At 63.7% G+C, this 14,141-nt stretch carries 13 protein-coding genes; 6 read left to right on the top strand and 7 right to left on the bottom strand.

The features are described from left to right. Positions 1-5 precede the first annotated feature (5 nt). The gene (gene aptA, locus AC3IQ7_RS06130) at positions 6-1,322 is read right to left on the bottom strand and encodes an omega-aminotransferase AptA (RefSeq protein WP_489208619.1); all 1,317 of its coding nucleotides are present in this window, start codon (positions 1,320-1,322) and stop codon (positions 6-8) included. A gap of 202 nt (positions 1,323-1,524) precedes the next feature. Between aptA and AC3IQ7_RS06125 the strand changes: the two genes are divergently transcribed. From AC3IQ7_RS06125 to AC3IQ7_RS06100, 6 genes are all read left to right on the top strand, one after another. Beyond that, on the top strand, positions 1,525-2,982 hold the full coding sequence (locus tag AC3IQ7_RS06125; protein ID WP_489208618.1) for an aminotransferase-like domain-containing protein: 1,458 nt from the start codon (positions 1,525-1,527) through the stop codon (positions 2,980-2,982). 10 nt (positions 2,983-2,992) lie between these two features. After that, entirely contained in the window at positions 2,993-3,658 is a 666-nt protein-coding gene (locus AC3IQ7_RS06120) for a TetR/AcrR family transcriptional regulator (protein WP_489208617.1), read from the top strand. 91 nt (positions 3,659-3,749) lie between these two features. Then, positions 3,750-4,265, top strand: coding sequence for a hypothetical protein (locus AC3IQ7_RS06115; RefSeq protein ID WP_489208616.1), 516 nt, complete (start codon positions 3,750-3,752; stop codon positions 4,263-4,265). Between the two features lie 141 nt (positions 4,266-4,406). Beyond that, positions 4,407-4,682: a hypothetical protein gene (locus AC3IQ7_RS06110; RefSeq protein WP_099379321.1), complete on the top strand. Its 276-nt coding sequence runs from the start codon at positions 4,407-4,409 to the stop codon at positions 4,680-4,682. 160 nt (positions 4,683-4,842) lie between these two features. Then, the gene (locus tag AC3IQ7_RS06105; RefSeq protein ID WP_489208615.1) at positions 4,843-5,265 is read left to right on the top strand and encodes a VOC family protein; all 423 of its coding nucleotides are present in this window, start codon (positions 4,843-4,845) and stop codon (positions 5,263-5,265) included. Between the two features lie 11 nt (positions 5,266-5,276). After that, a complete protein-coding gene (locus tag AC3IQ7_RS06100) occupies positions 5,277-6,440 on the top strand; it encodes a dipeptidase (RefSeq protein ID WP_489208614.1) in 1,164 nt (387 codons plus the stop codon). Here AC3IQ7_RS06100 and AC3IQ7_RS06095 read toward each other — a convergent pair. The 6 genes from AC3IQ7_RS06095 to AC3IQ7_RS06070 all read right to left on the bottom strand — a co-directional run bounded on the left by AC3IQ7_RS06095 (position 6,437) and on the right by AC3IQ7_RS06070 (position 14,113). Continuing rightward, positions 6,437-7,648 carry a nucleoside deaminase gene (locus AC3IQ7_RS06095; RefSeq protein ID WP_489208613.1) on the bottom strand — a complete coding sequence of 404 codons (1,212 nt, stop codon included), beginning with the start codon at positions 7,646-7,648 and terminating at the stop codon, positions 6,437-6,439. The two genes, AC3IQ7_RS06100 and AC3IQ7_RS06095, sit on opposite strands and share 4 nt — an antisense overlap. 10 nt (positions 7,649-7,658) lie before the next feature. After that, a complete protein-coding gene (locus AC3IQ7_RS06090; RefSeq protein WP_099379413.1) occupies positions 7,659-8,066 on the bottom strand; it encodes a cytidine deaminase in 408 nt (135 codons plus the stop codon). 106 nt (positions 8,067-8,172) lie between these two features. Beyond that, positions 8,173-9,495 (bottom strand): thymidine phosphorylase, encoded by a 1,323-nt coding sequence (gene deoA / locus AC3IQ7_RS06085; protein ID WP_489208612.1) that lies wholly within the window; start codon positions 9,493-9,495, stop codon positions 8,173-8,175. 74 nt (positions 9,496-9,569) lie between these two features. After that, entirely contained in the window at positions 9,570-11,951 is a 2,382-nt protein-coding gene (locus AC3IQ7_RS06080) for an aldehyde dehydrogenase family protein (RefSeq protein ID WP_489208611.1), read from the bottom strand. Between the two features lie 12 nt (positions 11,952-11,963). Beyond that, complete coding sequence (gene deoC, locus AC3IQ7_RS06075; protein WP_034785577.1) at positions 11,964-12,923, bottom strand: deoxyribose-phosphate aldolase; 960 nt, start codon at positions 12,921-12,923, stop codon at positions 11,964-11,966. Next, positions 12,920-14,113, bottom strand: coding sequence for a phosphopentomutase (locus AC3IQ7_RS06070; RefSeq protein ID WP_489208610.1), 1,194 nt, complete (start codon positions 14,111-14,113; stop codon positions 12,920-12,922). Before AC3IQ7_RS06070 ends, deoC begins: the two co-directional genes overlap by 4 nt. Positions 14,114-14,141 lie beyond the last annotated feature (28 nt).

Here is a 14,141-nt window from a genome sequence, read left to right as displayed (position 1 = left end):
GTTCCTTAGTCGAGATTTTTTAATACCTTGGCCAGCTTGCCAAACAGCTCGTCGACATGCTGTTTTTCCAGCACCAGCGGCGGCGACAGGGCGATGATGTCGCCCGTCGTGCGTATCAGCACGCCGTCGGCGAAGGCTTGCTTGAAGGCGTTGAAGGCACGCGTGCCCGGTTTGCCGACGATGGGATCGAGTTCAATACCGGCGATCAGGCCGATGCTGCGCAGGTCGATCACGTGCGGCAACCCCTTGAGCGAATGCACGGCGTCGCTCCAATACGCCTGCATCGTTTTAGCGTGACCGAGAATGTCCTGTTCCTCGAACACTTGCAGGGTCGCCAGCGAAGCGGCGCACGCGAGCGGGTGGCCGGAATACGTGTAGCCGTGGAACAGTTCAATGCCGGGCGGCGCATCCATGAAAGCGTCGTGGATATACTTTTTGCTGAACACGGCGCCCATCGGCACCATGCCGTTAGTCAGGCCCTTGGCCGTCGTCATCATATCCGGCTCGACGTCGAAATAGTCGGCTGCAAATGGCGTCGTCATGCGGCCGAAACCCGTGATGACTTCATCGAAGATGAGCAGGATGCCGTGCTTGGTGCACAGCTCGCGCAAGCGTTTCAGATAGCCTTTCGGCGGTATCAGCACGCCCGTGGAACCGGCCACCGGTTCGACGATGACGGCGGCAATCGTCGAGGCGTCGTGCAGGGCGACGATGCGTTCCAGTTCATCGGCCAGGTGGGTGCCGTATTCGGGCTCACCCACCGTGTAGGCGTTCTTGTCCAGGTTGTGCGTGTGCGGCAGGTGGTCCACGCCGGGCAGCAGGGGGCCGAAGGTCTTGCGGTTGCCGCCGATGCCGCCCACGGAAATGCCGCCGAACCCCACGCCGTGGTAGCCGCGTTCGCGGCCGATCAGGCGTGTGCGCGCGCCCTCGCCGCGCGCCCGATGGTAGGCCAGCGCGATCTTCAACGCCGTGTCGACGGCTTCGGAACCGGAATTGGTGTAGAAGACGTGGCCAAATTTATGCCCCGTGTAGTCCATCAGTTTTTCCGCCAGCTCGAAGGCGGCCGGATGGCCCATCTGGAAGGTGGGAGCGAAATCGAGCTGGCCCACCATCTCGCGGATGGCGCCGACGATTTTCGGCTGCGCATGACCGCACGGCACGCACCACAGGCCGGCCGTACCATCGAGGATGGCATTGCCATCGACGTCCTTGTAATACATGCCTTCGGCCGACACCAGCAAGCGCGGGTTGGCCTTGAAATCACGGTTGTTCGTAAACGGCATCCAGAATGCCGACATCGATTCCGGCCTTGTTTCGTTCATGACCTTCTCCTTGGGATGGGGGCTGGCGCGGGGCCAGGATCGTTTTTGACGAAGCGTAAAATAATTTACCAGTTGGCAAAAAGCTGATGTAATAATAGACAGGCCACCTCCAATGGCACAGATACACAAACGGCAAAGTACCCCAACCGTACAGGTCGAAAAACCACTACAGTTTTGTGCAAGGCAGCATAAGGAGCCACCGGTGACGCAGAACGTAAAGCAAGACGAGGGCGAAGGTAACGCCAGTGGCTGGCCCGTGCTGGACATCGACCGCCAGAAAAAGGGCGGCCTCGTCGAGCAGATCGTCATCGCCATCAGCGTCATGGTGGGCAGCCGCGCCCTGCGCATCGGCACGCGCATGCCGTCCGTGCGCCAGTTCGCCCGCTGCAATGGCGTGTCGACGTTTACCGTCGTCGAATCGTACGATCGCCTGGTCAACCTCGGCTTGCTGTCGTCGCGCCGCGGCTCCGGCTATTTTGTCGCGCGCCACGATATCGCCGCCTCGCCGCAGGCCGCCGTACACGCGAGTCCCACCGCCATCGATGCCCTCACGCCGGACCTGTATTCGGGCGTGTCCGACGCCCTGCCCGTGGGCGCCGGGTGGCTGCCGCCCGAGATGTATGGCGAAGCGACCGTGCTCGATGCCGTGCGTCAGGCCATGCGCATTCCCGCCAGCCGGCTGCGCGGCTATGGCCATCCTCTCGGCTTTCCCTCGCTGCGCCAGCACCTGGCCGCCAGCCTGTCGGAAGAGCTGTTCCAGGTGGAGCCGGACCAGGTCTTGCTGACGCACGGCGCCACGCATGCTTTCGATCTGATCCTGCGCAGCCTGACCAAGCCGGGCGACACGGTGCTGGTGGAAGACCCCGGCTACAGCAATTTGCAGTCGCTGATCCGCCACCACGGCTGCATCCCCGTGGGCATTGCGCGCGGCGAGGCGGGCCTCGACCTCGATGCGCTGGCCAGCGAGGCCGCGCGCACGCAACCCAAGCTGATGTTCGTCAACACGGTGCTGCAAAATCCGCTTGGCACATCCTTGAGCCAGGCGCAGACGCACCGCCTGCTGGCACTGGCCGAGCAATTCGATTTCTGGCTGGTGGAAGACGATATCTATCGCGAACTGGCGGCGCGCGGCGATGCATCGCTGGCGGCCATGGACGGCTTGCGCCGCGTGATCCGCGTCGGCAGTTTTTCCAAGACCCTGTCTCCCGTGCTGCGCGTGGGGTCGATTTGCGCCTCGCCGTCGCTGGTGGCTGAACTGGTGCGCGTGAAAATGCTGGCGGGACTGACGACGTCGGAAATCAACGAGCGCGCCGTCTACCACGCCATCTCCGCGCGGCCCTACAAGCGCATGGTCGAACGGCTGGTGGCGCAGCTCGACGCGGCCCGCGAACGCAGCATCGATTGCCTGGCGCAGGCAGGCATGGCGCCCGTGGCACGTCCGCGTGGCGGCATGTTCGTCAGCGCCGGCTGGCCCGACGTGCAGACGCCGGAGTGGAATGGCAAGATCATCGCCGACATGGCCTTGAAGGCGGGCATCCTGCTGTCGCCGAACGAATTTTTCATGCTGCGCGCGCCCGAGACGGTGTGGTTCCGCTTCAACGTGGCCTACACCGATACCCCCGTGCTGCAGGCATTCCTGCAATCGATACGCCCACGCTAAAGAATCCGCCATGGCCAGCGACAAATCCCCTGCCCTTCCCGTGAAAAATGCCGGCGGCCGGCGCCTGCAGAACCGCGATCGCCTGGAGGCGGACATTCTCGAGCAAGCCGTGCGCGCATTCGCGGAAAGCGGCTATGAGGGCGCGTCGATCGCCACCATCGCCGAGCGGGCCGGCCTGTCGAAGCAGAACCTGATGTACTACTTCCCGTCCAAGCAGTTGCTGTACCAGCGCGTGCTCGACGATGTGCTCGACGACTGGCTGGCGCGCATGGACATGCTGGCCAATGAACACGACGAGCCGCGCGACGTGCTGCGCGCGTATATCGGCGCCAAACTGCGTTTTTCGCGCGAACAGCCGTGGGCCTCGCGCGTGTATGCGCTGGAAGTGATCAATGGCGCGCCCCTGTACGGCGCGCAGATACGAGAAAGAGTCGTGCCCTTGCTGCGCAAGGATATCGCCGTCTTCGAAGCCTGGATCGCCGCCGGCAGGATCGCGCCCGTCAACGCCACGCACCTGATGTTCGCCATCTGGGCCATGACGCAATCGTATGCGGATTTTTCGGCGCAGATGGCCCTGGTGCTGGAGCGCAAGCAGCTCACGCGCAAGGATTACGAGGACGCCGAAATCCTGCTCACGCACATGGTACAGGCGGCTATTGCCCTGCCCGGCGCGTGATGAAATTTCCAATGAACAATCTGGCAGTGATAGCATGGCGCGCTGGAGCGTTTGCATTGGCGGCGCGATACCCACAGGATAAGGAACAGGCATGAAACAATGGTCATCGGCGCGCACGGCGTCATTGCTGGGCAAAGCTGCCTGCGCGGCGCTGCTGGCAGTGGCGTGCGCGGCACAGGCGCAGACAGTCGGCATGATAGCGAATCAGCCGCTGAGCGAAACCTGGCTCAACGCGGGCTTTTATTCGTATCACTTTCAGCGCGACAAAAACTTGAACGACAGCAATCCGGGCCTGGGCGCCGAATACCGCTTTTCCACGGTCGCCTCGGTCACGGCTGGCCGCTTCTACAATAGCGACCGCGCCTACTCGAACTACCTGGGCGTGTACTACCAGCCCATCAAGGTGGGCCCGCTGCGCGTCGGCGCCGTCGTTGGCGGCTTCAGCGGCTATCCGAAGATGCGCGACGGCGGCTGGTTCCCGGCTCTGGTGCCCACCATCAGCTATGAGTACCAGCGCGTGGGCGTGAATATCGCCATCGTGCCGTCCTACAAGGACCGCCTGTATGGCGCCCTCAGTTTCCAGCTGAAACTCAAGGTCTTCGAATAGCCGTTTGTCACTGCCTGTCGCCGTTCGGTCCGCCATTCCTGCCATTCGTCGCATACGTGATGTCTGGCAGCAAGGTTTTGCCTATAGTGGATTCATCGCCAGCTTGCATACGCAGCGGCACCCACACGACAGGAGAACGGCATGAAAGACCTCAATTCGGCACCGGGCAGCACTTCCTTCAGCGCTTTCTGGAACGAACTGTGCGCATACACGCGCCAGGGCCTGGCCGCCCTGCGCGCCATGTCCTGGCCCATGCTGCTGGCGTGCTGCCTGGGCCTGGCGTTCCTGATCACCATCTTGCCGCTGGCCATCATGCTGTTTGCCCTCGTCATGCTGCTCAGATGGGCAAGCAACAGCGACGACATGGGCACGGATACGGACACGAAGGCAGCGAATTCCTCGCAGTCGCCGCAATAAAAATTTGCGTCGCGGCAAGAGTGCAAGGATTGTTCTATGGCACTATGGACGGGAGCGGCACTGACGGGCATCAAACCCATCCCGATGGATGGGTTTGATACGGAACGCTGCGCAGTATCCATGATCGAAGCTACTCCCCCACAGCCATAGGAGTTTTCTGATGACCACGACAGCAAAAGCTACAGCAGCGACAACCATTCCCTGCCTGCGCTACCGCGACGCGCCCGCCGCCATCGAATGGCTGTGCAAGGCACTCGGCTTTGAAAAACAATTGATCGTGCCTGACGGCAACGGCGGCGTCGCCCATGCGCAATTGAGCTTTGGCAATGGCATGGTCATGGTGGCGCCAGCCCTCGACAGCGACTATGGTCGCCTGATGAAACTGCCCGGCGACGTCGGCGGCGCGAACACGCAGAACTGCTACCTGGTCGTCAATGACGCCGACGCCGTCTACCGCAGCGCGCGCGAAGCCGGCGCCGAAATCGTGCTCGACATCAAGGACGAAGATTACGGCGGACGGGGCTTTACCTGCCGCGACCCGGAAGGCCATATCTGGAGCCTGGGCACCTACGATCCATGGTAAAACGGAGAACAATGATTATCAGTACCCTCGCCGCCGCCAGCCTTGCGCTGATCGGCGGTTTCCTGTCCGCTCCCGTCCTCGTCGACGAGCACCTCAATCGTGTCCACCCGCCGTCCGGCAAGGCGTCGTCGGCAGCCACCGTGGCCCTGCACCAGAGCCTGTGGATCGCGGACCTGCACGCCGACAGCCTGCTGTGGCAACGCAATCTGAACCGCGACAGCCAGCGCGGGCATGTCGACTTCCCCCGCCTGCAGCGGGCCAACGTGGCGCTGCAAGCCTTTTCCGTCGTCACCAAGACGCCGCGCAAGATGAATATCGAGCGCAATGGCAGCGACACGGACAACATCACGGCCCTGGTGGTGGCACAAGGCTTGCCGCCCGCCACCTGGAACAGCCTGCTGGCGCGCGCTACCTACCAGGCCGACGAGCTGCGTCAGCAAGCAGCCAGGAGCGATGGCAAGGTGCGCGTGATCGGCAGCCGCGCCCAGCTGCGCAGCTTCATCGCCGCGCGCGAAAAAAATCCGAACCTGCTGGCCGGCTGGCTGACACTGGAAGGCGCGCATGCGCTCGAAGGCAAGCTGGACAACCTCGATACCCTGTATCAGGCCGGCTACCGCATGGCCGCGCCCACGCATTTCTTCGACACGGAACTGTCCGGCTCCCAGCACGGCCTGAAAAAAGGCGGCCTGACGCCGCTGGGCAAGCAATGGCTGCGCGCCATGGAACAGCGCAAGATGATCGTCGACCTGGCGCATGCCTCGCCGGCCACCATCGACGACGTGTTAACCCTGGCGAAACGCCCCGTGATGGTGTCGCACACGGGCGTGCGCGGCACCTGCGCCAATGGGCGCAACCTGAGCGATGCGCAATTGAAACGCATCGCCGCCCAGGGTGGCCTGGTGGGTATCGGTTTCTGGAATACGGCCGTCTGCGGCAAGGACGTGGCGTCCATCGCGCGCGCCATCAAGTACACGGTAAAACTGATCGGCGCGGAACACGTGGCATATGGCTCGGACTTCGACGGCGCCGTCACCACGGCCATCGATGCGACGGGCTTGCCTCGATTGACGCAAGCCCTGCTCGACGCGGGACTGTCGGAAGCGCAGATCCGCCGCGTGGCGGGCGAAAACGTGCGCGACTTCTTGCTGAAAAATCTGCCGGACGATGACGCCTAGCCCAGTGCGCTGATCAAGGCCTGGTCCGCCACCTGGCGCGGGCGGATGCGTATCAGCTTGCGGTACAGCGGCGGCATCGACTCGCACAGCACCAGCAGCGCGTCTTCTCCCATGGAGCGGCGCACGTACTGGAATTGCGCGGGATTATTCTCTGGCAGCGCCCCTTCCATGGTGGAGCCGTAGGCGCCCAGGGTCATGAAACTGGCGGCACTGTCGTCCGGGCCGATGGCCAGCACGAAGGTGCCGTGCTTGGGGTGGCCCAGGTAACTTTTGATCTCCTCCTGCAGCGCCGGCGCCGCATTCGCCATCAATTCAAAGCGCAGCTGCGCGTACTGGCGCGTGCACTCCATGAACGGCGTGCGGATGGCCGATTGCGACAATTTCCCCGGCATGCACAGCAGCAGGTTGCCGAAGGAATCGAGCAAGGCGGCCGCGTCGCCCTGGCCGCCATCGCGCACATCCTGCTCCATGGCCGCCTGCAGGAATGGCGCCAGGCCCGCATCGGGCGCATGCGGCTTGCAGCGGTAAGTCAACGCATCGGGATAGCGGCGGCGCAGGGCGCGCACCACGGCATGCTCGGACGGCAAGGTGACGGGATCGCGCAAGTGCACGTCGTCGCCGGCGTTCAGCAGCTGCATCACCTGCGCCGATGTCGACTCGAACACGAGCGAACACAGTGCCTGCGTCGCCTCATGGATGCTCTTGCCGATGAAAAAAGATTTGGGTGCGGCGCCGGAAGGCAGGCGCGCATACTCGGTGGCGCCGCGTACGGCCGGATAGCAAAAGCTACGGCCGGCCTGCGCCTGCAGCGGCGCAGGCAAGGCGGTAAAACTGGCGCTGCCATCGTAATTGATGCCCGCCTTGACGTCCGGCGCGGCCACCACCACGTTGAAACCGGCTGCCAGAATCGCCCCCGTGCACATGCAGCAGGGGTCGAGCGAGGTGACGATGGTCAGTTCGCCCGGCGGCGGCAAGGACGTGCCCTTGGCGCGCTCGGCGAAATACCAGTCCACCAGTTGGCGTTCGCCATGCGCGGTGGGGTCGAACACCAGGCCCTGGCGCACGACGTTGTTGTGCATCGATTGCAGCACGTTGCCGGCGCCATCGAGCAGCACGCCGCCCACGCCGAAGGTTCCCTGCGTCTTGGCTGCCATGGCTTCGGCCGCGGCAATCGCCACGGCGGCCTGGATGTCGATCGTCTTGTTCAAGCGAATCCTGTTACTTCATGTCCAGGTCGGAATTGCCGAAGCCGTGCGGCAGCAGCCAGCCGGCCGTCACTTCCATGATGTCGTTTTTCAGGTTCGTCAGGATGACCGGCAGGTCGGCTCCCCCCATCTCGAAGATCACCTGGCGGCAGGCGCCGCACGGAGATATTGGTTCGGCCGTGTCGCCCGTGACGGCCAGCTTGGCAAAGTCGCCCGGCTTGCAACCATGCGCGATGGCGCTGAAAAACGCCGTGCGCTCGGCGCAGTTGCACAGGCCATAGGCGGCATTTTCCACGTTACAGCCACGGAAGACGCGGCCATCCTTGCACAGCAGCGCCGCGCCCACCTTGAAACGCGAATAGGGCGCGTAGGCCAGTTCACGGCCGGCATTGGCTTCGGCGATCAGTTCTTGGTTGTTCATTTTTTCTGTATTACCTTTGAATTCATTACAGCCGGGGTCAGACCCTCAACACCGCTGACACATGGCTCAGCGCCATCACAAACGGGGGTCTGACCCCAGGTTTACTTTACGGACGAATGGTACGGTAAATCACCGGATTGGCCGCCAGCGCCACCGCGCTGATGGCATACGCTTGCTGGATTTCCCTGACGGCTTGCTGCGCCGCCGCTTCCGTGCGCGCGTGCACCATGCCCAGCGGCTGGCCAATGGCCACTTGCTCGCCCAGGCCCACGAGGTCCGTCAGGCCGACAGCGAAATCGATGCTGTCGGTCGGACGGCGGCGGCCACCGCCCAGGGCCACCACGGCCAGGCCGATGGCGCGGCAATCGCGCACGTTGGCAAAACCGGCTGACAGCGCGGGCGCCGGCATGATGAATGGCGCCTGTTCCAGGTGCTTGTCCGGATGTTCGACCAGGTCGGCCGGGCCGCCCAGGGCGGACACCATGCGCGAAAAGCGCTCGGCCGCTTCACCCGAGTCGAGGGCCGCCATCAATTTCAGGCGCGCCTCCTCTTCGGTGGCAGCCAGGCCGCCCAGCACCAGCATCTCGGCGCACAGCGCCAAGGTGACTTCATGCAGGCGCGCGGGACGCGAACGGCCCGTCAGGTAATCCATGGCGCCGCGTACTTCCAGTGCATTGCCCGCATACGGCGCCAGCGATTCGTTCATGTCCGTCAAAATCGCCGACGTCTGCATGCCCGCGCCATTGCCGACGGCGACGATGCTCTCGGCCAGTTCCACCGACTTGTCGTAGGTCGGCATGAAGGCGCCCGTGCCCACTTTCACATCCATCACCAGCGCATCCAGGCCGGCCGACAGTTTCTTCGACAGGATGGAGCCGGTGATCATGGCCACCGATTCCACCGTGGCGGTGACGTCGCGGATGCTGTAGAAACGCTTGTCGGCCGGCGCCAGCTGCGCCGTCTGGCCGATGATGGCCACGCCGATCTCCTGCACCACCTTGCGGAACAGTGCATTGTCCGGCACCGTGCAGTAGCCGGGAATGGCGTCGAACTTATCCAGGGTGCCGCCCGTGTGGCCCAGGCCGCGGCCCGAGATCATCGGCACGTAGCCGCCGCACGCGGCGACCATGGGGCCCAGCAGCAGGGAGACGACATCGCCCACGCCGCCCGTCGAATGCTTGTCGACGATGGGACCGGGCAGGTTCAGCGAACGCCAGTCCAGCACCTGGCCGGAATCGCGCATGGCCAGGGTGAACGCCACGCGTTCGTCCATGTTCATGTCGTTGAAATAGACAGCCATGCCCAGCGCCGCGATCTGGCCTTCGCTGACGCTGCCGTCAGTGATGCCACGTACGAAAAACTGGATTTCCTCGGCGCTCAGCACGCCCTTGTCGCGCTTCTTGCGAATGATTTCCTGGGTTAACAACATGGAATAACTCCAATCATGAGATCTGGGGTCAGTCCCTGCGGATCTGACCCCAGCTTTGTAACGCTAGTTACTTATCAGACGCCGTAAGGAATCCACACGTTTTTCACTTGCGACGCATGCGCCAGCACGGCGCGGCCACCGCTTTGCGCGGCGCTGTACCAGTCGCGGCCCTTGGCGCCGCCGACCCAGGTGCGCTTCAGGGTGCCGGCCGACAGGCGCTCGACTTCGGCACAACCTTCAGCGGAACCGTCATGGCGCCAGACGGCGTCGATGTCGGCGTGCGTGGCCAGGGTGCGCGCCAGTTCATCGGCGTTGCCGCTGATGATGTTGACGACGCCGCCTGGCAAGTCGGACGTGTCGAAGACCTGGTACAGGTCCAGCGCGGAGAGCGGATGCGCTTCCGACGGCACCACCACCACGCGGTTGCCCAGCGCGATGGCCGGCGCCACCAGCGAAATGAAGCCGAGCAATGGCGCTTCATTCGGGCAGACGATGCCGATCACGCCGACCGCTTCGTTCAGCGCCACGGTGATGCCCTTGGTTGGCGGCTGGTGCGCCAGGCCGTCGTATTTGTCGGCCCAGGCGGCGTAGTAGAACAGGCGTTCGATCGATGCCTGCACTTCCTTCTCGGGATTTTTACTGCCCGTCATGGCGGCGATGCGGGCGGCGAATTCGTCGGCGCGGGCTGCCAGATTTTCGGCGATGTAGTACAGCACTTGCGCGCGGTTGTGCGCCGTGGCGCCGGTCCAGCCGGACGCTTTATGGGCCGCTTCGACGGCGTTGCGAATATCCTTGCGGCTACCCACGCCCACCTCGGCCAGCAAGGCGCCATTCGCGCCAAATACGGGCGCGCTGTAGGCGCTGTCAGGGCGCGCCTGCTTGCCGCCGATGTACATCTTGGCCGTGCGGTCGATGGCAAACGGATCGGCTGCCGCCGGCTTCACATTGCCCTTGGCTTTCGCTTCCACCACGGGCAAGGCCGGGCGCGCATCTTCGGCCAGGGCCGTCATGTATTCCAGCATGCCTTCGCGACCGCCTTCACGGCCGAAACCCGATTCGCGGTAGCCGCCGAAGCCGCACGCGGCGTCGAACTGGTTGGCGCTGTTGATCCACACCACGCCAGCCTTGATGGCGGGAGCGATATCGAGGGCCAGGCTGATCGACTCGGTCCACACGCTGGCGGCCAGGCCGTATACCGTGTTGTTCGCCAGCTGCACCGCTTCTGGTGGCGTGCGGAAGCTCATGGCCACCAGCACGGGGCCGAAGATTTCAGCCTGTGCCACGGCGGCCGAAGTCGACGCGCCCGTGATCAGGGTCGGCGGGAACCACGAACCGTCGGCCGGCAATTCGCACGCCGGCTGCCAGACGTCGCAGCCTTCGGCACGCGCCGAATCGACCAGCGCGGCGATGCGCTGGCGCTGCACGGGGTCGACCAGCGCGCCCACGTCCATCGATTTGTCCAGCGGCGAGCCGAGGCGCAGGTTTTCCATGCGGGCGCGTACCTTGTTCAGGAAGCGCTCCTGGATCGATTCCTGCACCAGCAGGCGCGAACCGGCGCAGCATACTTGGCCCTGGTTGAACCAGATCGAATCGACCAGGCCTTCCACGGCGCCATCAAGGTCCGCGTCTTCGAAGACGATGAACGGCGACTTGCCGCCCAATTCGAGGGACAGCTTCTTGCCGCTGCCGGCCGTCGCTTCGCGAATGAGGCGGCCCACTTCCGTGGAACCCGTAAACGCGATCTTGTCGACGCCAGGATGGTTGACGATGGCCGAGCCCACTCTGCCGTCGCCGGTGACGATATTGACCACGCCAGCCGGTACGCCCGCCTGCACGCACAGTTCGGCGAACAACATGGCGGTCAGCGACGTGAATTCAGCTGGCTTGAAGACGACCGTGTTGCCGGCCGCCAGGGCCGGGGCGATTTTCCACGACAGCATCAGCAGGGGGAAATTCCACGGCACGATCTGGCCCACCACGCCCACGGCGCGGTAGTCGGCGAATTCTTCCGACTGCAGCTGCGCCCAGCCGGCGTGATGATAGAAGTGGCGCGCGGCCAGCGGCAGGTCGATATCGCGCGTTTCGCGGATGGTCTTGCCGTTGTCCAGGGTTTCGAGCACGGCGAACAGGCGCGAATGTTTTTGCAGCAGACGGGCCAGCGCGTACATGACTTTGGCGCGGCCGTGGCCGCCCATGCCCTGCCAGACGGGCAGCGCGCGGCGCGCCGCTTCGACGGCGCGTTCCACATCAAGGTCGGTCGCTTGCGTCAGTTCCGCCAGTTGCGTGCCATCGGCCGGATTAGTCGAGGCGAACAGTTCCGCCGGCGCGCTCCAGGTATTGTCGATGAACAAACCGAATGTGCGCTGGTGGCCGTCGAGCCACGCCTGCGCTTCTTTTTGACTTTCGGGAGCAGGGCCGTAGTCCATAGTATTGAGAATCTCGTTAATTGTTGGCATGACGATTGTTCTTTAAGGTTGTGCGTGACGATGATTGGCCGAGTAGCTGCCGGTGACGTAGTGCTCGAGCTGGCGCTCGATGTCGGTCAGCAGGCTGGAAGCGCCGATGCGGAACAGGTGCGGCTGCAGCCATTCGTTGCCCAGTTCTTCCTTCATCAGGGTCAGGTATTGCAGCGCGCTCTTGGCCGAGCTGACGCCGCCGGCCGGCTTGAAGCCCACCTGGAAGCCCGTCTGCTCGTGGTATTCGCGGATCGTGCGCACCATCGTCAGGGCCACGGGAATGGTGGCGTTCACGCCCTCCTTGCCGGTGGAAGTCTTGATGAAATCGGCACCGGCCATCATGCAGACCCACGATGCCTTGGCCACGTTTTCCATCGTCAGCAAGTCGCCCGTGGCGAGAATCGCCTTCACGTGCGCTTCGCCGCACGCCTTGCGGTAGGCCAGCATTTCGTCGTACAGCACTTGCCAGTTGCCGTTCAGGACGTGCTGGCGCGTGATGACGATATCGATTTCCGAGGCGCCGGCGGCGACCGACAATTCGATCTCACGCAGCTTCGTTTCCATGCTCGTCAGGCCGGCCGGGAAACCCGTCGACACGGCGGCGATGGGCAAGCGGCCCTGGATGACCTTCACGGCCGGCTGAATCATCTCGTGGTACACGCATACGGCGCCGGTGCTCAATTGCGTCAGGCCCAAGGCGTCCATCAGGTCGGCGCGCAGCGGGCGCATGGCCTTCATGCACAGGCGTTCCACGCGGCCCGGCGTATCGTCGCCGCCCAGGGTGGTCAGGTCGATCATCTGGATGGCTTTCACCAGCCAGGCGGCCTGGTATTCCTTTTTCACGGTGCGGCGGTTCGCCAGGCTGGCCGCGCGGCGGTCTGTTGCGGCGCGGTTGACGCGGATCTGGTTGATCCAGCCCAGGTCGAGGCCGACGGCCTCGTTACGCTTGAATTCGGGGTGCATGAGTGTCATAACAAGCTGGTTCCATTAGCAAGTGGTGGTACGCCAAGGTGCTTGGCGAGGGTTTGGCCAATATCGGAGAAGGTCTCGGAAATACCCAGCGCGCGCGGAGCGACGCCGGGGCCGAAGAAGATCATCGGTATATGTTCGCGGGTGTGGTCGGAGCCGTGCCAGGTGGGGTCGCAGCCATGGTCTGCCGTGATCACGACCAGGTCGCCTTCCTTGAGCTTGGCCATGAATTCCGGCAGGCGACCATCCATTTCGCGCAGCGCGTCGGCATAGCCCTCGACGTTGCGGCGGTGGCCGAAAGCCTGGTCGAAATCGACGAAATTCACAAAAGTGAGCGACTTGTCCTGCACTTCATCGGCCGTCTTCAACAGCGCTTCGAACAGCGCCATGTTGTCGACGCCCTTGACGACGCGCGAGATGCCCTGGGTAGCGAAAATGTCGCTGATCTTGCCCAGACCGACGACTTCGCCACCCGCATCCTTGACGTGATCGAGCAGGGTCTTGCTTGGCGGCGCGACGGCGTAATCGTGGCGGTTCGACGTGCGCGTGTAGTTGCCATTGCTGCCCGTGAACGGGCGGGCGATGACGCGGCCGATGTTGTACGGCTCGACCAGCTTGAAGGCCATTTCGCACACCTGGTACAGGCGCTCGAGGCCGAACGACTCTTCGTGCGCGGCGATCTGCATCACCGAGTCGCCCGAGGTATAGATAATCAACTTGCCGGTGGCGACGTGTTCATCGCCATGCTTGTTGATGATGTCCGTGCCCGAGGCATGGCAGTCTCCGAGGAAGCCGGGCACGCCCGACAGGGCTTTCAGCTTGTCGGTCAGGTCGGCGGGGAACGATGGCGTGGTGCGGGGGAAGTAGCCCCAGTCAAATTCGACGGGCACGCCGGCGATTTCCCAGTGGCCGCTCTGCGTGTCCTTGCCGGTGGAGCGCTCGCGCGCCGCACCGTAGGCGCCGGTGAAACCGTCGCGCTGGTCGAAGCCCGTGGCCCATTCGCCGCTGGCCAGGTGCGCCGCGGCGCCCAGTCCCAGGCGTTCCATGTTCGGGAGTTTCAAGGTCTTGCCGCTTTTGGCGACAGTGCTGGCAATGTGGCCAAAGGTATTGGCACCTGCGTCGCCATACTTGGCGGCGTCTGGCGTCGCGCCAAGGCCGAAGGAATCAAGCAGGAGGATAAATGCGCGTGACATGATAAGGCTCGCTTTATGGATTGATGCA

Source organism: Janthinobacterium sp. GL_088, assembly GCF_057837845.1.
This window is presented reverse-complemented; position numbering and strand designations above follow the sequence as displayed.